General features: G+C 37.9%; 20 protein-coding genes. 16 read left to right on the plus strand and 4 right to left on the minus strand.

The features are described from left to right. Window positions 1-22: 22 nt before the first annotated feature. Complete coding sequence (argH, locus tag OTG27_RS18025) at window positions 23-1,342, plus strand: argininosuccinate lyase (protein ID WP_268937643.1); 1,320 nt, start codon at window positions 23-25, stop codon at window positions 1,340-1,342. Window positions 1,343-1,564: 222 nt separating this feature from the next. Next, window positions 1,565-2,860, plus strand: a complete 1,296-nt coding sequence (locus tag OTG27_RS18030; protein ID WP_095679018.1) for a hypothetical protein — start codon at window positions 1,565-1,567, stop codon at window positions 2,858-2,860. 296 nt (window positions 2,861-3,156) lie between these two features. Here the strand turns inward: OTG27_RS18030 and OTG27_RS18035 are convergent, their stop codons facing one another. After that, entirely contained in the window at window positions 3,157-3,372 is a 216-nt protein-coding gene (locus OTG27_RS18035; RefSeq protein WP_054399744.1) for a hypothetical protein, read from the minus strand. Between the two features lie 343 nt (window positions 3,373-3,715). Between OTG27_RS18035 and OTG27_RS18040 the strand changes: the two genes are divergently transcribed. From OTG27_RS18040 to OTG27_RS18080, 9 genes are all read left to right on the plus strand, one after another. Beyond that, complete coding sequence (locus OTG27_RS18040; protein WP_197483631.1) at window positions 3,716-4,174, plus strand: MarR family winged helix-turn-helix transcriptional regulator; 459 nt, start codon at window positions 3,716-3,718, stop codon at window positions 4,172-4,174. Beyond that, complete coding sequence (locus OTG27_RS18045) at window positions 4,161-5,237, plus strand: threonine aldolase family protein (RefSeq protein ID WP_268937644.1); 1,077 nt, start codon at window positions 4,161-4,163, stop codon at window positions 5,235-5,237. Before OTG27_RS18040 ends, OTG27_RS18045 begins: the two co-directional genes overlap by 14 nt. Then, on the plus strand, window positions 5,206-5,925 hold the full coding sequence (locus tag OTG27_RS18050; protein WP_268937645.1) for an alanyl-tRNA editing protein: 720 nt from the start codon (window positions 5,206-5,208) through the stop codon (window positions 5,923-5,925). The genes OTG27_RS18045 and OTG27_RS18050 overlap by 32 nt, the downstream gene beginning before the upstream one ends. A gap of 284 nt (window positions 5,926-6,209) precedes the next feature. After that, on the plus strand, window positions 6,210-7,091 hold the full coding sequence (locus tag OTG27_RS18055; protein ID WP_063575238.1) for a PhzF family phenazine biosynthesis protein: 882 nt from the start codon (window positions 6,210-6,212) through the stop codon (window positions 7,089-7,091). A gap of 170 nt (window positions 7,092-7,261) precedes the next feature. Further along, complete coding sequence (locus OTG27_RS18060) at window positions 7,262-7,963, plus strand: response regulator transcription factor (RefSeq protein WP_034304119.1); 702 nt, start codon at window positions 7,262-7,264, stop codon at window positions 7,961-7,963. Next, on the plus strand, window positions 7,960-9,303 hold the full coding sequence (locus OTG27_RS18065; RefSeq protein WP_268937646.1) for a sensor histidine kinase: 1,344 nt from the start codon (window positions 7,960-7,962) through the stop codon (window positions 9,301-9,303). The genes OTG27_RS18060 and OTG27_RS18065 overlap by 4 nt, the downstream gene beginning before the upstream one ends. A gap of 28 nt (window positions 9,304-9,331) precedes the next feature. Then, complete coding sequence (locus tag OTG27_RS18070) at window positions 9,332-10,066, plus strand: PepSY domain-containing protein (RefSeq protein WP_268937647.1); 735 nt, start codon at window positions 9,332-9,334, stop codon at window positions 10,064-10,066. 337 nt (window positions 10,067-10,403) lie between these two features. Continuing rightward, window positions 10,404-10,997: a beta-class carbonic anhydrase gene (locus tag OTG27_RS18075; RefSeq protein WP_268937648.1), complete on the plus strand. Its 594-nt coding sequence runs from the start codon at window positions 10,404-10,406 to the stop codon at window positions 10,995-10,997. Window positions 10,998-11,013: 16 nt separating this feature from the next. After that, entirely contained in the window at window positions 11,014-12,771 is a 1,758-nt protein-coding gene (locus tag OTG27_RS18080; protein WP_268937649.1) for a SulP family inorganic anion transporter, read from the plus strand. A 48-nt stretch (window positions 12,772-12,819) separates the two neighbouring features. On the opposite strand, the gene OTG27_RS18085 is transcribed toward OTG27_RS18080, so the two are convergent. Next, the gene (locus tag OTG27_RS18085; protein WP_268937650.1) at window positions 12,820-13,554 is read right to left on the minus strand and encodes a DUF1796 family putative cysteine peptidase; all 735 of its coding nucleotides are present in this window, start codon (window positions 13,552-13,554) and stop codon (window positions 12,820-12,822) included. Window positions 13,555-13,736: 182 nt separating this feature from the next. Then, on the minus strand, window positions 13,737-14,528 hold the full coding sequence (gene blaOXA, locus OTG27_RS18090; protein WP_268937651.1) for a class D beta-lactamase: 792 nt from the start codon (window positions 14,526-14,528) through the stop codon (window positions 13,737-13,739). 199 nt (window positions 14,529-14,727) lie between these two features. Here blaOXA and OTG27_RS18095 point away from each other — a divergent pair, with 199 nt between their 5' ends. From OTG27_RS18095 to OTG27_RS18110, 4 genes are all read left to right on the plus strand, one after another. Then, on the plus strand, window positions 14,728-15,195 hold the full coding sequence (locus OTG27_RS18095; RefSeq protein WP_268937652.1) for a hypothetical protein: 468 nt from the start codon (window positions 14,728-14,730) through the stop codon (window positions 15,193-15,195). An 89-nt stretch (window positions 15,196-15,284) separates the two neighbouring features. Continuing rightward, entirely contained in the window at window positions 15,285-15,674 is a 390-nt protein-coding gene (locus OTG27_RS18100) for an iron chaperone (protein WP_374941269.1), read from the plus strand. Between the two features lie 91 nt (window positions 15,675-15,765). Further along, window positions 15,766-16,257 (plus strand): PTS sugar transporter subunit IIA, encoded by a 492-nt coding sequence (locus OTG27_RS18105; protein WP_048687174.1) that lies wholly within the window; start codon window positions 15,766-15,768, stop codon window positions 16,255-16,257. Between the two features lie 109 nt (window positions 16,258-16,366). After that, complete coding sequence (locus OTG27_RS18110; protein ID WP_187050019.1) at window positions 16,367-16,783, plus strand: VOC family protein; 417 nt, start codon at window positions 16,367-16,369, stop codon at window positions 16,781-16,783. 67 nt (window positions 16,784-16,850) lie between these two features. Here OTG27_RS18110 and OTG27_RS18115 read toward each other — a convergent pair whose 3' ends face one another. Further along, on the minus strand, window positions 16,851-17,366 hold the full coding sequence (locus OTG27_RS18115; protein WP_268937654.1) for a GNAT family N-acetyltransferase: 516 nt from the start codon (window positions 17,364-17,366) through the stop codon (window positions 16,851-16,853). Window positions 17,367-17,513: 147 nt separating this feature from the next. Between OTG27_RS18115 and OTG27_RS18120 the strand changes: the two genes are divergently transcribed. Next, window positions 17,514-17,942, plus strand: coding sequence for an ATP-dependent metallopeptidase FtsH/Yme1/Tma family protein (locus OTG27_RS18120; RefSeq protein ID WP_268937655.1), 429 nt, complete (start codon window positions 17,514-17,516; stop codon window positions 17,940-17,942). The last annotated feature ends 14 nt before the right edge of the window (window positions 17,943-17,956 follow it).

The following is a 17,956-nucleotide window of genomic DNA, read 5'->3' on the forward strand; positions in this document are numbered from 1 at the left end:
TTTTACAAAAGGAGAAATGGTTATGAAGCTTTGGGGTGGACGTTTTAGAAAAGAAGAAAATAAATTAATGGAGGACTTTAATAGTTCTCTTCATGTTGATATGAGACTTTATTCTGAAGATATTAAAGGGAGTATTGCACATGTGAATATGCTTGTAAAATGTGAATTGCTTACCAAGGAAGAAGGAGAAAGCATTATAAAGTCACTTCTTTCTATATTGGAAGATATCGAGAGCGGAACATTAGAGATCGAAGGCGATTTTGAAGATATTCATAGTTTTGTTGAAACAAAACTAACAGAACGAATAGGTGAAACAGCAAAAAAACTCCATACAGCAAGAAGCCGAAATGATCAAGTTGCTTTAGATATCAGGCTTTACGCAAAAAATAAGGCATTAGAAGTGATCGAGTATATTGAAGAGCTTCAAAATAACCTGGAAGAAAAGGCAAAAGCAAACAATGTGATTATGCCAGGATACACCCATCTACAGCGAGCTCAAGTAGTAACTCTTAAGCACCATTTAATGGCCTATTTTAATATGCTGGATAGGGACAGAAAAAGAGTTCTTAATGCAATTGAAATTATGAACGAAAGTCCATTGGGGAGTGGAGCATTGGCAGGGACGACTCATAATATAGACCGAGAAATGACAGCGGCGGAGTTGGGTTTTTCAAAACCTGTAAACAATTTCCTAGATGGTGTTAGTGATAGAGATTACCTTTTAGAATTAATGTCTAGTTTTTCGATCATCATGATGCATTTAAGCAGATTAAGTGAAGAACTGATTTTATGGAGTAGTCAAGAGTTTAAATTTATTAGTATTGATGATGCATATTCTACAGGTAGTAGTATTATGCCTCAAAAGAAAAATCCTGATGCAGCAGAGCTTATAAGGGGGAAAACAGGACGAGTATATGGTTCTCTTACTTCGCTTTTAACGACGATGAAAGGGCTACCATTGGCTTATAATAAAGATATGCAGGAAGATAAAGAACCATTTTTTGATGCATTGGATACAGTTTTGTCTTGTCTTGAAATTATGTCCAATATGATTTCTACCATGAAGGTGAATACTGAAAATATGAAAAATGCTGTAAAATATGGCTTTCTCAATGCAACAGAAGTCGCTGATTATTTAGTCAGCAAAGGGGTTGCGTTCAGAGATGCCCACAGTATTGTTGGTTCTATTGTCATTTATTGTGAAGATCATAATAAATCAATAGAAGAGTTGACTCCGGAAGAATTGAAGAGCTTAAATCCATTAATTGAAGGGGACTTATATGACTTTATTGATTATCAAAATATATTAAATAAAGGCATTAAGGTGAATTTATTAAAATAATCTAATTTTCTCCAATTGAAGAGCTATAGCATGGAAGATAAGTACGATCTATGCTAATAGCTCTTTATATTTTAAAAAAAACATAATCAAACTCCCCTTTAAATCTAGAGATACAATGTTTTGTGATAAATGTTTTTCCAATAGAAGAAGGATTAAACTTTAATTTCCTCCATTTTAAAGATAAGATTAAAGTAATTAAGTTTTTGAACTAAGGAGAAAAATATGTATAAAATTGGGGTAGTTGGTCCTAATTCATCAGTTGAGCGCATTATTAATTTAGGTAAAGAATATGAGTCGATCATGGAATTTAAAGCCTACCCATATGAGGATTTCAGAGAAACTGAAAAAATAGTTTTGGAATTCAACAAAAATGTGGATGTCTGGTTTTTTTCAGGCCAAATTTCATATATGGTTGCAAAAAATACTGTGGGAATAGGGGAAAACCTATTATATATCGATCATACTGAATCAGGCATCTATAAAAGTCTTTTGCATATGGGATATTTTCAAAAGGAGTTTTTGAGTAAAGTAAGTATTGACGAAATAACTACAACCCATTTAGAGCAGGCGTTAAAACAAATTGATATTACTCCAAAAGAAATGTATATAAAAAACTTCAATATCGATTCAAGCACGGAAGAATTAATCGCATTCCATCTTGATTTATGGAAAGCCGGAAAAACGGAAGGTGCACTAACTTGTTTCGAGGCTGTATATCTAAATTTAAAAAAAGCAGGTGTACCAACCTATCGAATATCTACAACTGATATGGAAATTCGCCAATCATTAAGAATTCTTGCAGAAAAATCGAGAACTTTTTACTTTAGAGATACCCAAATTGGTGTTCAAATTATTGAAATTGAACATTTTGATAAAATATTTGAGAAAGCTAAAAGCTCGTATCATCTGCAATTTTTAGAGATAAAATTAAAAGAAACTCTTCTTAAATTTTGCGAACAATTGGAGGGGTCATTAGTTGAGAAGGGAAACGGCCGCTACTTTATCTTTAGTACACGGGGTACAATCGAATCCAAAATAAAAGATTTAAAAGATACTGTCTTTCTGTTGTCAAATGAATCCAATGCTACTGTAACTGTAGGTATTGGATATGGGCAAACACTTCACTCAGCAGAAATAAACGCTCAACGTGCCATCCAACTTTCAAAAGAAAAGTCAGACAAGGGCATCGTCATTGTACAAGAGGACGGAACAATGATTGAGTCTGCAGGTGAAGAGGAAGAATTACGTTTTTCTTACCGGATAGATGACAAGAATTTTATGGAAAAACTAAAAAAAGCTAAAATAAGTGTGAAAAATTATAATAAATTGTATGCTTTAGTCAACAGAATGAAATTGAAAGATTTTACAATAAAAGATTTAACAACACATCTCTATTGGGATGAAAGCAATGCACGGCGCATTGTAGTAAGTTTATGCGAAGTTAACTTAGCAGAAATCATTGGTGAGGAATCTTATTCTTCTCGAGGAAGACCGAGTAAAATTTATCGTTTAAAATAAGACCCATTTTCGGGTGTTTTTAGACTGTCAGCTTTTATCCCTGCTGACAGTATTAAACTAGATCTTAAAAACTTCTATGAAGTAAACGAAACACTAGATAGCTCGACTATTTAAAGGCTCCCATACAGGTGCCTGATTTTTTTTTGTGGACCTTAAAACAGTGTAAGCAACTGAATAATGAATCACAAGAAAATCCATTTTGAACAATCCTTTTTCAAAATGGATTTTTTTTATTTACGCTAATATGGGGGTTAAAAAGGACATTTTGATTAATCTTTATTTCAAAGCTACAGCAGTTAAAACATTTCATTAACTTCCCATGATTCGACTATTTGATGCGCCATCCTTGGATCATATCCTTTACCCATCAGATAGGCAATAGCTGCAATTTCCATCATTGCATGTGGGACAGATGTTTTTTGAGCTTCGTTTAAACCATACTGTACCCAAGGGCCAACCTGTGACAATGTTTCTTGTTTGAGATGGTGTGGGTTAGTGTAAGAAGGATACACAATATTACATCCTTTCAAAAATATAGATAAATATCACAATCCTATTTTATGCACCTTAACTTATCCCGTGTTCGATATTCTCTAATTTTATAGATAAAAGTTATGGGGCAAAGGATGTTCTTCTTTAACAATGGGTGGAGGGTAGTTTAAGTGGAAAATTTCACAAGTGTTTCTAACTAAAGTATTGTAACTTCCTCGAAAAGAAACAATCAACCTAAAAGTGAATTTTTTGAAATGGGTCAAACTAGTGGTATCGATAGATAGATTTATGAAAAAACGTTGACAAAGTCCACTAATAACAATAAAGTATTAGTGGATAAAGTCCACTAAAAGGAAGTGAATCATGAATATAAATAAAAATACCATGGCTGATATCAGGCAATTCAATCGATTTTATACAAATATACTTGGTGTGTTGGATAAGCATATATTGGATACCGGATATTCTTTCACTGAGGCACGGGTCATTATGGAAATCGGTTTGATGGAGCAGTGTATAGCAAACAACTTAGTTGATAAACTGGAAATTGATCGCAGCTATATGAGCAGAATAATTAACAAGTTAAGAAAAGATGGACTGGTTATGAAGGAACACTCGACCTTGGATAACAGAACGATTCTGATTCGGTTGACTCCAGAGGGGATGACTCTTTTTAACCAGCTTAATGAAAGATCTGATGAACAATTAGTGAGATTATTCCAAGGATTATCACAAAATGAAATTAAAGAAATCCATGCTTCTATGATGTTCATTCAGAAGAAATTGGATGGTTTGGGGAGATTAAAGGATGATACGTTTTGAAAATGATTATACAGAAGGTGCCCATAAGCGAATTCTGAACCGATTAATAGAAACCAATGAAGAACAAACACCCGGATATGGAGTGGATGAACACTGTGAAAAAGCGAGAGCTTACATTCGAAAAGAGTGTGATGCCGCGAATGCGGATGTACACTTTTTAGTGGGAGGAACACAGACGAATACAACTATCATCGCTTCAATTTTGCGGCCGCATCAAGGGGCGATTGCTGCAATCACCGGGCATATCGCGGTACATGAAACAGGCGCAATTGAAGCAACTGGCCATAAAGTGCTTACTTTGCCGAGTGATGATGGAAAAATTCAACCTGAACAGGTGAAAGAATTATATGATGCCCACTGGAATGATGTTACCCATGAGCATATGGTACAGCCAGGCTTGGTTTACATTTCCAACCCTACAGAAAATGGAACGACTTATAGTAAAGCCGAATTGGAAGCATTAAGTGAAGTTTGCCGGGAATGTAGTTTGCCATTGGTATTGGATGGCGCCAGATTAGGGTATGGCTTGGCTTCGCAGGACAGCGATTTAACCTTGGCTGATGTTGCAAGGCTATGTGATGTGTTCTATATAGGGGGAACGAAGGTTGGGGCAATGTTTGGTGAAGCGGCAGTCATCATGAATGATGCCCTGAAAAAGGACTTCCGCTATTTCATCAAGCAAAGGGGAGGAATGCTCGCTAAAGGGAGACTATTGGGGATCCAGTTTGAAACCTTATTTGAAGACGGCCTATACTATGAAATTTCTAAACATGCCGTGGAAATGTCCATGATGATTCGGGAAGCATTTGTTGAAAATGGATTTTCATTACGATATGATTCCACATCAAATCAGCAGTTTCCCATCTTGCCGGAAGATGTAATGCAGGAATTAGGTAAAAAGTATTCATTCTCCTTCTGGGAAAAAGTCGATGCTACACACAGTGCTGTGAGATTTTGTACCAGTTGGGCTACGAAAAAAGAACATGTTGACATGCTCATAGAGGATATCAAGGCAATAAAAGGAGAAAAAAATGGCCACGATCGAGTTATATTTAGAGAATAGTTATCTAAAAGAATGTTCGGCAAATATTGTTTCAATACAAGACCGGTTTGTTGTGTTCGATCAAACCATTTTTTATCCAGGCGGCGGTGGGCAGCCCTGTGACCGGGGAATCATAAAACAAGGTGATGAAACTTATAAAATATTAACAGTAAAAAAAGTAGATGGTGAAATCATTCATGAATTGGAACGGCCATTAAAGGACATTAATCAAACGGCAAAGATGCAGATTGACTGGACTTGGCGGTATCAGAATATGCAGTATCACACATTATTGCATGTCATTTCAGGTTATTTTTATCAACATTACAATGCTTTAGCTACAAACAGTCAAATTGAAAAAGAACATGCGAGATTAGAGCTGTCTTTTTCTCCTGAAATAATGGAAGAAATACCATTCGATAAATTGGAACAATCGATAATGAAGGTACTGGTACAACCCCATAATGTTTACACGAAAACAATTAGCAGAGCTGAAGCAGAGCAAAAAGAAGGGGTAATTAAAACGGTCATTAATTTACTTCCGGCTTCGCTTAACGAAATTCGAATCGTTCAAATAAAAGATATTGATGAGCAAGCATGCGGGGGAACCCACGTCAACAACACGAATGAAATTAAAGACTTTTCCATAATGAAAATTCAACAAAAAGGTCCCACGAAAAAAAGGATTAAAATTCAATTATTGGGATAAGTTCTGTTAATGAAAAGTATGGACTCCATATCCTTTGAAGTCGCCAATTATTTTTAGTTGGTGGGAGTTTATCGAACCTAAATATAAATCCAAAAAAAATCATTTTGACAGGATCAGATTGAAATAAGGTACAAAGTAAATAGGGCTTTTAACATGAGAGTTGTTCTGGCAGCTCTTTTTTTTTTGGAGTTAACTGGGCAAATAGCGACTTTAATTTTTAAAATTTACATGCAATAATTGGGACATTCGTTAAAATAACTAAAAAGTAAACGAGGGGGAGTCTGATGGAGAGGATTAATTATTCTATTGTTGATGTGTTTTCAAATGGAAAATATACAGGAAACCAACTCGCGGTTTTTAAAAACGCTGGGAATATTCCGGATAAAGAAATGCAACAGATAGCCAAAGAAATTAATTTTTCCGAAACTACCTTTATCTTGTCTGATTCAAAAAATGATGGCGGTTATGATGTCCGGATATTTACACCTAATGAAGAGGTTCCATTTGCTGGACATCCGACTATAGGAACTGCATATATCATTCAAAACGAAGTATTAGAAGCACCATTGGATAACATTATTTTAAACTTTAAAGGTGGACAGATAACAGTATCATTCAATAATCAAGAAGAGCTTCTATGGATGAAACAAAATCAACCAACTTTTGGCCGGATTTTAGATACAGATAAAATTTCTGAAGTTTTAAATATACATAAAGAAAACATAGATGATAGATTCCCCATTCAAGAAGTTTCGACGGGACTTCCAGTGCTTGTTGTCCCATTAAAATCATTGGAAGCCGTTAAAAAAGTAAAGATAAATAGAGAAAAATATTTTGAGTTAATTGAACATATGGATGCAAAAGCCATTATGGTTTTTTCTCCAGAAACATATGATTCGAAAAATGATTTGAATGTTCGCGACTTTGCGGACTATTATGGTATTCCCGAAGATGCAGCCACTGGCAGTTCTAATGGATGTTTAGCTGCTTACCTAGTTAAATACGGGTATTTTGAAAGAAGTGAAATAGACATTCGCGTAGAACAAGGATACGAAATCGAAAGACCTTCTTTATTGTTTTTAAAAGCAAGTGATGATAATGGGGAAATCGACGTTCATGTTGGAGGTAAAGTAGTGAAAATTGCTCAAGGTGAATGGTTTCTTTAATAACCTGACCTTTTCAACTGACAAATGCTTTACTTCAAAACAGGGAAGGTTGCTGAGGCAGCCTTTTTCTTATTGAACGAACAGGCATACTTACCGATAATCCAATCGATTTAATTTGAAAATGAATGACAATTAATGGGGAGAGTCCCACACAAAAGGAGGTCTTCCAAATGAATAAAGAATCAGTACTGATCGTGGAAGACGAAGAAAAGATCTTAAGACTGCTTGAATTGGAGCTTGAAATCGAAGGCTATCAAGTTGGAAAGGCAATGGACGGCAAGGAGGCCCTTGAAGCATATCAATCAAGAAAGTGGGATTTGATCTTATTGGATGTGATGCTTCCGGGCATAAGCGGGATCGAGCTGCTTCGGAAAATTCGAACGAAGAATAATATCACTCCTGTCATCCTGTTAACGGCAAAAGGCTCGGTTGAAGATAAAGTTTCCGGTCTTGATCTCGGCGCGAATGACTATATCACCAAACCTTTCCAAATTGAGGAATTGCTTGCCCGAATTCGTGCGGTTTTAAGAATGCGGCCTGCTGCACCTTCAATGGAAGCTGAAATCGGTGGATGGCTAAATACTGCCGATTTAAAAGTGAATGTCAAAACACGCGAGGTCATTAGAGGTGATAGCCATATTGAACTAACGCCAAAGGAGTATGATTTACTTCTATATTTACTGAAGAATAAGCGTCAGGTGCTAAGCCGTGATCAAATTCTGGGAGCGGTTTGGGGGTATGATTTCCAGGGAGAAACAAACGTGGTGGATGTGTATATCCGATATGTTCGCAAAAAGCTCGAACATGGCTTTGAAACGCCGCTCATTCATACCGTAAGAGGCGTTGGCTACGTCATGAAGGAAGCAAAATGAGACTTCGCAAGAAAATCAACTTATATACTGCGGTGTTATTCATTTTCCTGCTGCTTTTGATGAATGTTTCCATTTATTTTGTTTTCAGTAATCTGATGATGGTGAATGAAATGAACCGTGCGAAAGCGGAGACGGGGAAAATTGCCTTTGATGTTAGTGAAAATGTTAATAATATATCTCCAAATGATTTACTTCGAGCCTATCTGCCTATAGATGGCATGATTGGTATCGTAATCGAAGGTCAACGAAAAGGAACAGCTGTTACATCCAATTCTGAAAAACAATTAAGCAATCGAAATAGCAGCTTTTACCCCGGTGAGAAGAGCGAGATCATCACTTATCAGCAGAAAAAGTATGTATTCGTTTCAAACCCGATCGTTTGGGGGGATGGAAGTGTAGTTAATCTTCAAATCACCAAAAGCATGTCAGCAACCGAAGAAATGCTCGCTGTTCTCCGCATCGTATTAATCGCTGTAACCATCATTGCCATGATACCAGTTCTGATATCAAGCACTATTCTTAGTAACTTCATCGCCCGTCCGATTCGATCGATGATCGATACGATGAAGGAAATTCAAACTAGCGGCCAATTTAAGCGGCTTAGCCTAGAAGAAAAATCAAAGGATGAGCTTGTGGAAATGGGAAAAACGTTTAATCACATGATCGATTTACTGCAGGCCAACTTCGAAAAGCAGGAGCAATTCGTATCGAATGCTTCACATGAATTAAAAACACCGCTAACTGTCATCGAAAGCTATGCAAGCCTTTTGAAGAGAAAAGGGTTGGAGCGTCCTGATTTGTTTGATGAATCCATAGAAGCCATTCATTCTGAAGCCATTAGAATGAGAGAGATGACAGAGCAAATGCTCCTGCTTGCAAGGCATCAGGAAAAATGGAATATAGAGAAGGAAAACGTCAATCTGACCGATATCATGGCAGAGTTAGCGAAAGTATATAAGAATGCGTACAATCGGACAGTGGAGATTTATAGTGGCGATGCAATTGAAGCAGTAACGGATGTTCAAAAGTTAAAACAGCTTTTGTTTATTTTTTTAGACAATGCCAGAAAGTATAGTGACGAGCTAATCTCCGTCTACATAGGACAAACAAGTAATGAAGCATATATCCGCATCGAAGACAGAGGGGATGGAATTCCAAAGGCTGAATTGCCAAAAGTGTTCGATCGTTTTTATCGTGTGGATAAAGCTAGAAACAGAAAGCAAGGCGGATCTGGATTGGGGCTTTCCGTGGCAAAGGAAATTGCTGATGCAATAGATGTACGGATTGAAATGGACAGTCTCGAAGGCAGGGGAACGATCGTTACTCTTTTATTTAATTAAGCCAGAATGATGTTGGATGGGGGATACGATGAAGATTAGAAAAGTGCTGATAACAGCCGGATCGACTCTTGTTTTTGGTCTGCTATCATTCGTCGGATTTCAATGGTGGGCTCCATCATTATCCGCGGAAAGTTTGACGAAAGAAGAAGTGAACCAGACAGCAAAGGATAAATTTCCTGGAACCATTATGAAGACAACAAAAAGTGAAGGTGAAGAATATCAGATTGAAATGCAGCTTGAAACCGGGGTCTATCAAATTAGGATGGATGCGAAAAGCGGGGAAGTCCGTTCTATAAAAAAAGAAACCATTGGTCATACAGCTGAAGCGACTACGGAAAAAGCACACCAAAAGCTACTGACCCAAAACGAAATAAAGACGCGTATTTCCTCACAAGGTGACCTGGAACAAATTGATTTTGTACAGGAGAAAGACAACTCCTTTTATAAAGCAGTGGTAAATAAGAATAACGAAAAAATCACCTTGATACTCGATCCATATACAGGAGCTATAATTGACTCGACATTGGTGGCAGATAGTATCATTACAGAAAGCGAAGCAATTGCGATTGCCGAAAAACATGTAAAAGGAACAGGTGACGATACAGAGTTTTATCAACCTCTAGATCAGACACCTTATTATTTGGTCGAAGTTGAATTGGAGGACGATCGAGACGCAGTCGTTCAAGTGGACGGCTACACGAAGGAAGTAAAAACAATCACGTGGGAAGATGACGAAGAGAACGATAATGATGGCCCTGAATAAAATAGTGGCTCATAAGGGTTTACTAATCTAGACGTAAATTGAATAAAGCAAAAAAAAGGGTGATGCTATTAGCTGTCTAATATGCATCACCCTTTTTGGCTTTGGTGAGTAAGGAAAATGCAAAAAAAAGAGAAGGAACTGTAATAATTCTCACCAATTTCTAATCCTTCTATCATTTAACTCTAATTAACTATCTCTAACATGGAATAAAGCACCAAATGATAAAACAGAGCCAAAGAAGCGAGTGGATGAAAGGCATCTGGATTATTGTACATAAAACAGTCCATCATATTTCTACACCTTAACAAAGTTTTGCAAAGAGAAAGGAGAATCAGTAATGTCTGTTATTTCAAGCATTCTGGATTACAACAAGACGTTTGTCGATCAAAACAAATATGAAAGGTTTCAAACGACAAAGTTTCCAGATAAAAAGATCGTCATCATAACGTGCATGGATACCCGGCTGTTGGAATTGCTTCCAAAGGCGATGGGGTTAAGAAATGGAGATGCGAAAATCATTAAAAACGCCGGAGCCATTGTTTCTCATCCATTTGGCAGCATTATGCGCAGTATCCTTGTCGCCATTTATGAGCTGAAAGTGGAGGAAGTGTGTGTGATCGGACATCACGGATGCGGTATGGTGGGGCTTCAATCCTCTTCACTGCTTGATGCCGCAAAGGAGAAGAAAATCAGCCAGGAGCAAATTGATATCCTTACAAACTCTGGTATTGATTTATCAAAGTGGCTGACAGGCTTTCAATGCGTTGAGGAGAGTGTAAGGAATAGTGTCCATTTGATCAAAAACCATCCATTATTACCGGATTCCATTGCCGTCCACGGTATGGTCATCCATCCCGAAACGGGTAAACTGGATCGAATCATAGATGGATATAGCAATATGGTCAGCAAGGAAGAAATGCATATTCAATAAAAGAAGGAGCGATAAAATGATGGGTTCTAGCAGGTTTGAAGGATATAACTTAGACCATTTTCAGAAAGACCTGGTTGCCGGGGTGGTAGTTGGGATAGTAGCGATTCCTTTAGCGATGGCTTTTGCCATTGCCTCTGGAGTAAGGCCGGAATACGGACTGTACACATCGATTATTGCAGGAATCATGGTCTCCCTTTTTGGCGGATCGAAATATCAAATTGCAGGCCCGACCGGAGCCTTTGTCCCGGTCTTGTTAGGGGTGGTCATGCAGTACGGATATGAAAAACTGTTAATCGCCGGTTTCCTGGCAGGTATCATGATTTTTCTTTTAGGTGTCTTCAAACTGGGAAGATTCATCAAGTTTATTCCGCGTCCAGTTACCATCGGCTTTACAGCTGGAATTGCCGTGATCATCTTCTCGGGGCAGATTGCCAATTTCTTTGGACTCAGTAACTTAAAAAAAGAAGAGGTCTTTCTTTTAAATATGAAAGAAATCTTAGTGAACCTCAATACAGTGAATATCTATAGTGTACTGGTAGCTAGCATAAGTCTGACTCTCGTCATATTAACTCCAAAATATTTACCGAAAATCCCTGGAGCATTGCTGGGATTGATTGTATCAACTCTTGTCGCCAGCTTATTCTTTCCAGGTCAGGTAGCGACCATAGGATCGGCATATGGCGCCATTCCTAATGCATTGCCCCATTTTCAGTTTCCCCATATCACTGGCGGTCTGGTGATTGAACTCCTTCCGGCTGCTTTGGTCATCGCCATGCTTGGAGGTATTGAATCACTCTTATCCGCTGTAGTGGCAGACGGCATGACCAACAGTAAACATAACAGCAATAAAGAGCTGATGGGACAAGGATTGACCAATATGATTGCGCCTTTATTTGGAGGCATTCCGGCTACAGGTGCCATCGCCCGTACTGCGACGAATATTAAAAACGGTGCAGTCTCCCCCATATCAGGCGTGCTTCATGGGTTGGTGGTATTGCTGGTGTTAGTCAGTTTGGCGCCTTATGCTTCGGCCATTCCTTTGGCCAGCATGGCCCCGATTCTTATGTTTGTCGCATGGAACATGAGCGAACGCAAAGAATTTTCGCATATTTTAAAAGCCAAAACCATGGACTCGGTCGTATTGCTCGTTACCTTCGTGTTAACCGTAGTGATTGACCTGACAACAGGCGTCGGGATCGGATTACTATTAGCCATTCTATCGTTCGTTAAACTGATGAGCGGTACATTGAAATTATCAAAGGTATTACCAGATCCAGCTGATAAACTAGTTAAACCAGAAATGGTGCAACAAGGTTCAAGCTGCCCGCAGATTAACATTTATACGATAGAAGGACCTTTATTCTTTGGCACAATCGAAAGGCTGCAAGAAGAAATCGAGGAAATAATGCGATCAAAACCAAAAGTCCTTCTATTAAGAATGAGCAATGTGTCCTTTATCGATACATCGGGGGAAGCACTGCTAACCGACATCGTGAAGCAATTCAAGTTTCATAACCTGCAAGTGCTGATTTCAGGAATTCAACAGGAACCTAAAGAAATGCTGAGAAAAACCGGATTTATTGAACTGGTTGGTGAGGAACAGTTCTTTTCCAGTACGGGTGATGCCATCAATAAAGCTTTATCCAAACTGGATGAGAACCGTTGTAAAGGGTGTAAACAGTTTTCATTTGCTGAATGTACCTCACTCTCACAGCAAGTTCAAAAGCCTGCGTTATTAAAACAAAGCAGAAAACGGGAGATAGGGTTAACTTGACTCCCGTCAAGAAGAAAAGGCATCCGCTTTTGGCGGATGCCTTTCTCTTCAACTTCTTTTATTTCTGCTGCAAGATTTCGGGTTATTGAAATCATTAACACATCGAGCTTGTTCGCTCAGGGATTTATCCTGACTATTTAATTGTATGCCACTAAAAACCTGATCCCAAATCGCCTCATCCCAAACTTGGTTAGGTACTTCTAAAACACAAACATTTTCTATGTTCCATGCTAAATCAGAAATACTTGTTGCATCATCCGAGGGGATTAGTATTAATACAGTAAATTCCTTTTCTTTTAACATGTCCTTCATTACTTGTTGAAACAAAGTGGCTTGCTCATATTTTGTTGACCATCTTACAAATAGGATTGAATCGCTATCTTTGATCGTTTCAATGAATCTTGCTATTCTTTTATCTAAATTCTCTTTGAAATCAGGATATGTTTCAAACCATTCTTTATCAGGCAGGATGGGGAAATCGTGAACTGAAGTAACTTTATAATGGTTATCTCTTACAAAATAGGTATTTACAGCATTTATATCTATGTCATCGTCAAAATAAGTACCGGAACCATCTACTAAAGTCAAGTTCTTCAATTCCATATATTCCTTGAACTGATTACTATATAGCCTGGCCACTTCTGCAAATGACTCGGTAAAGACCCAGTCAAGAGGCAAAGAAAATCTTCTTAAGCCAAGTCTTCTTAGGTTCAAAGCGGGAGTGCAAGCACTGCCGCAAGGAATGATTACATCATAAGATTTCTTGATTTCCGTTAATTTCACTATTAATCCCCCTTTCTATACTATCCATACTATATTAGATGATAATTTTCTTTTTATTGATTGGACAAACCAAAAAAAGGCTTTATATCAGGCAATGCCACATGAATATTTGAAGAAATAGGTTCAGCGATCTTTTTAGACAAAGCAAAACGCATGCCCTAATTAAGAGCATGCGTGAACGTTTATTCTTCTATGATATCCAACTCTTTCAGCGCTTCAAGCGTAATCGTTTTGGCTTTGCTTCCGCTGCCATCCATGTTCGTTGCGAAGGCCCATTCCCCTTTGTCCGTTTCGATGTACCCCACATACCAGCCCAATCCCATATCAGAAAGGCGTGTACCGGTTTTTCCATGGAGGACATATGAGTCCGCTTCTTCATTAATCATGATTCTCTTTACGGTTCTCATATGCTGCTTATCGATAGGCAGCTTTTCCTCTACAAGCTTTTCCATGAATTGGACTTGTTCCCGGGCAGAAATCTTTATGCTGCTATCCAGCCAGAACTGATCGATCCCGCCGGAGATATCACGATTGCCGTAATCGAGCAGGTTCACATACTGCTGCATGTTTTCCGCCCCGATATCGCGGGCCATTGCTTGATAATACCAAATCACGGAATGCCTCATGGCTGAAGCAAGCGTATGATCTCTGTTCCAATCTTCAAATTCCCTGATTACGCCATCCCAGCGCTTCACTTCATATTCATCGCTCACTGCTTTTGTCTGTAAACCGATTAATGCATTTGCCACTTTGAATGTCGATTCTGGTTTGTAGCGTACTTTACTTCTCTGTTTATTATAGATAAATACCTTATCATTTTTTAAGTTTTGGAGTACCATCGTGCCTTCCGCACCATCGAAGGAATCACCGATATCCAGTTCTTTCACCTTTTGATCGTTAGCACTTGCATGAATCGTGCCCATGGGACCAGTGACTAGCAGGACAAGAATGAAACATAACGTTTTGATTTTCATTAAACACTCTCCTTTAAGGCATGGATTGATCGATCATCAAATAATTTCCATAAAATAGGTTGATAGCTAAAGTATACCTATTCCTGATGAAAAACGAAACCTTATTCTTGGACTCTATCTAGATAGTATCGATTAAGGAGGAATGCAGCGAGTAGCTAATGAATATATAAAGCAAACGATGGAATGGGAGGAATCTATCATGGAGGTTAACCAAAGAAAAATAAATAGTAATGAAAAAGAAATTACATACACACATATTGAAACCGGAAGTCCGGCCATTTGTTTTATGTTTTCAGGTGCAGGGTACACGTATGAGAAGCCGCTATTCTATTATTCGACGATGATCATGCTTCAAAATCAGTATGATGTCGTGCATATTCATTACGCCTATGACCAGGATATATTCAAGCATCCATTAAAGTTCGATTCGATTTTTGATGGGTTATTGAGCTGCAATCATTCAGCACATATAGTTATTGGTGAAAAAGATCATCATTATATTCCAGATAAAATTCAAGCGATTGAAAATAAACCGAACATAAGCATGAATAAAATCCCGCATGCAAATCATTCCTTGGATATTGAACCTTTCGATACTTCAAGGACGATCATCGTGCTTGAAGGTGTAATGAATAGAATGGAAGAGTTTTTAAAAAATATAGGTTAGTGAAATACAAAGGGATTCAATCCAGGAGTTAGCAGGTGAAGAATGTTATAATAAGAGTATTGTAGTTTGGAGTTCTGAAAGGAGAAATGATGGTGGGAACCAATACATTTCATTCAATTGATGAATATATCATACACTTTCCCGAGGAAGTTCAGGAGATATTAAAAACGTTAAGAAAAGTCATAAAGGATGCAGCACCGGATGCAGAAGAGAAGATAAGCTATCAAATGCCTACCTTTGTTTTATATGGAAATCTGGTACATTTCGCAGCTTATAAAAAACATATAGGATTCTATCCAACTCCAAGCGCGATCTCTGCGTTTGAATCTGCCTTATCTGAATATAAATGTTCAAAAGGGGCCGTTCAGTTTCCACTAAACAAGCCAATTCCTTATGAATTAATAACCGAGATGGTTATATTTAGAGTGGAAGCGAACAAAAGGAAAAAAGCAGAAGGCAAATCTCAAAAGAAAAAATAGCATCGATTATTATCAGAATTCACAAAATGCTTAATATATGAGAGTATGAACTGCAAGGATTTAAGGACCGAAAGAGAAAGGTGGAAATAATATGTTCAAAAAATTATTCAGCAAAAAAGAAAGTGTGGAACAACTGCTTGCTCCTATAAACGGACAAGTAATAAAAATAGAAGATGTTCCGGATCCGGTGTTTTCCGGGAAAATGATGGGGGACGGAATAGCGATTCTCCCTGAGGAAGGGTTGGTCGTATCTCCAATCGATGCAGAAGTGATCCAGGTTTTTCATACTAAACATGCCCTAGGCCTCCGTACGAAGAATGGCATAGAATTGTTGATTCATATTGGCTTGGAAACAGTTAACCTTAAAGGCGAGGGATTTGAAGTCCATGTCGCAGAAGGGCAAAGGGTAAAAGCAGGAGACAAGCTTGTAACATTTGATATCGATTTTCTAAAATCCAACGCTCCAAGCATCGTTACTCCGATCGTTGTCACGAATGGCGAGCTGGTTGAAAAACTGGAAAAAACAAATAATACCCAAGCAACTATTAACGATACGGAGATCATGAGTGTTTATTTGAAATGAAAAGAAAGATTCCATGCTGATTTCTCCTTTTAGGCTGCAAGCAGGAAAATCGAAAATTGCAGCGAATAGTAGGTGAGTGAACAAATAAAATCAAGCGAGGGTGAATTGGATGGGAATTCAAGCAGAAAAGATTTTTGTAAACTTGCCTGTTAAAGATTTGGATGCCTCAATAGAATTTTTCACAAAGGTCGGTTTTGAGTTTAACGAGCAAATGACCAATGAAAATGCGACATGCATGGTGATAAGTGAGTCCATATATGTCATGTTGTTAGTGGAAGAATACTTTAAAACGTTTACCAAGAAGGAAATCCCTGATTCTGCTGCGAGTAAGGAAACCATCGTCGCCCTGTCCGTTAAAAGCAAGGAAGAAGTCGATGAGATCGTGAATAGGGCACTGGATGTTGGCGGAAAGCCTTTCAATGAAGCCATTGATCATGGTTTCATGTACGGTTGGAGTTTTCTGGATATCGACGGCCATTCTTGGGAAGTATTTTACATGGACGAAAGCGGATTTAATCAAGATTAAATAAAAAGCAAGGCACAATCCTTCACGAAGGACTGTGCCTTTTTTAGCAATATTAGCTGAATTTCATTCATAACAATACGGGGCTAATGTCTTTCCACTCATAAACCAATAGATTCAATTCAGTACCAGCTATTTTGATTTTTTCGGTTTTAAGCAATTCAGCACCAAATGCCTCATAGAAGTATCGAGATTTATTATCTTCAAGCACCTCTACGAAAATTGTCTTGAATCCCAGTTCTTCGAATTTAAAGAATAATTCTTTGATGAGTTTCTTACCTATCCCCATTCTTTGTGAATTTTCGAGGATATATATCGCAGTTAAATCGCCCGAATCCTCAACTTGATTCGTCTGCCTTTTCCCTCCGCATATAAATCCTACGATTTTTCCTTCGTTATTTTCTGCGGCATAAACATGATTTCCATTACTAGTTATATTCTTTATCCATATGTCTTTCCTTTTCTCATAAGAAAGTTTATCTAAAAAATCACTCGGCATTATATCTTTATAAGTGGTCCGCCAGCAATCCACATGGACTTTCGCTATCCCTTCCGCATCAGCCAACGTCGCCTCTCTTATTAGCATAGTGGTTCCTCCTTTTTTAAGTTTGCTATACTTCTTATTTTTTACTAATATTATCCAATTAGCAACTAATCGGCCTAGGATATTCCAATAATTAACTTTTTATGTTACTATTTCCTATAGCTTGCTTAATGTAGGAGAAGGAATGAGATGAAACAGATTTTCCGTAGTAAAATATTTTATTTAATAAGCTTCTTGATTAGCTTGGGGGTTGTGCTGGTTTTTAATAATGACGAAGAACCGACTGAGAAATTAACTGACGATGAATTTTTTACAAATTTAGCGGATAGAAAAGTGACATTTATAGAGGCGGAGCAGCGAAAAAGTGTGATTGAAATAAGCGGTCGGCTGGCAGGGTATGAAAAGGATCAATACTTTGTCGCGTCTGTCCCAAATAGTGAAACTTCGCTAGATAGAATGAATAATGCTGCAGAGGAAAATGATATAGAAAAAATGGAGTTTACACCATACAAAGAGACAAGCGGATGGGTCACCCTGTTTACAACGACCATTCCGTTTATGATCATTTCCTTCCTGTTTTTAGTCTTATTACTATTTAGAGTTATAATAAAGAGGTAGTTTTCGACGATATA

It is taken from the genome of Peribacillus sp. AS_2 (genome assembly GCF_026891895.1).
GTDB lineage: Bacteria > Bacillota > Bacilli > Bacillales > DSM-1321 > Peribacillus > Peribacillus frigoritolerans.

What these genes read in the sequence shown, in the direction of transcription:
- OTG27_RS18050 (WP_268937645.1), top strand. Translation starts at nt 5,206, where the DNA reads ATGGCCACGATCGAGTTATATTTAGAGAATAGTTATCTAAAAGAATGT.
- OTG27_RS18080 (WP_268937649.1), top strand. Translation starts at nt 11,014, where the DNA reads ATGATGGGTTCTAGCAGGTTTGAAGGATATAACTTAGACCATTTTCAG.
- OTG27_RS18105 (WP_048687174.1), top strand. Translation starts at nt 15,766, where the DNA reads ATGTTCAAAAAATTATTCAGCAAAAAAGAAAGTGTGGAACAACTGCTT.
- argH (WP_268937643.1), top strand. Translation starts at nt 23, where the DNA reads ATGAAGCTTTGGGGTGGACGTTTTAGAAAAGAAGAAAATAAATTAATG.
- OTG27_RS18045 (WP_268937644.1), top strand. Translation starts at nt 4,161, where the DNA reads ATGATACGTTTTGAAAATGATTATACAGAAGGTGCCCATAAGCGAATT.
- OTG27_RS18055 (WP_063575238.1), top strand. Translation starts at nt 6,210, where the DNA reads ATGGAGAGGATTAATTATTCTATTGTTGATGTGTTTTCAAATGGAAAA.
- OTG27_RS18065 (WP_268937646.1), top strand. Translation starts at nt 7,960, where the DNA reads ATGAGACTTCGCAAGAAAATCAACTTATATACTGCGGTGTTATTCATT.
- OTG27_RS18095 (WP_268937652.1), top strand. Translation starts at nt 14,728, where the DNA reads ATGGAGGTTAACCAAAGAAAAATAAATAGTAATGAAAAAGAAATTACA.
- OTG27_RS18040 (WP_197483631.1), top strand. Translation starts at nt 3,716, where the DNA reads ATGAATATAAATAAAAATACCATGGCTGATATCAGGCAATTCAATCGA.
- OTG27_RS18030 (WP_095679018.1), top strand. Translation starts at nt 1,565, where the DNA reads ATGTATAAAATTGGGGTAGTTGGTCCTAATTCATCAGTTGAGCGCATT.
- OTG27_RS18100 (WP_374941269.1), top strand. Translation starts at nt 15,285, where the DNA reads ATGGTGGGAACCAATACATTTCATTCAATTGATGAATATATCATACAC.
- OTG27_RS18070 (WP_268937647.1), top strand. Translation starts at nt 9,332, where the DNA reads ATGAAGATTAGAAAAGTGCTGATAACAGCCGGATCGACTCTTGTTTTT.
- OTG27_RS18115 (WP_268937654.1), bottom strand. Translation starts at nt 17,366, where the DNA reads ATGCTAATAAGAGAGGCGACGTTGGCTGATGCGGAAGGGATAGCGAAA.
- OTG27_RS18120 (WP_268937655.1), top strand. Translation starts at nt 17,514, where the DNA reads ATGAAACAGATTTTCCGTAGTAAAATATTTTATTTAATAAGCTTCTTG.
- OTG27_RS18075 (WP_268937648.1), top strand. Translation starts at nt 10,404, where the DNA reads ATGTCTGTTATTTCAAGCATTCTGGATTACAACAAGACGTTTGTCGAT.
- OTG27_RS18060 (WP_034304119.1), top strand. Translation starts at nt 7,262, where the DNA reads ATGAATAAAGAATCAGTACTGATCGTGGAAGACGAAGAAAAGATCTTA.
- OTG27_RS18110 (WP_187050019.1), top strand. Translation starts at nt 16,367, where the DNA reads ATGGGAATTCAAGCAGAAAAGATTTTTGTAAACTTGCCTGTTAAAGAT.
- blaOXA (WP_268937651.1), bottom strand. Translation starts at nt 14,528, where the DNA reads ATGAAAATCAAAACGTTATGTTTCATTCTTGTCCTGCTAGTCACTGGT.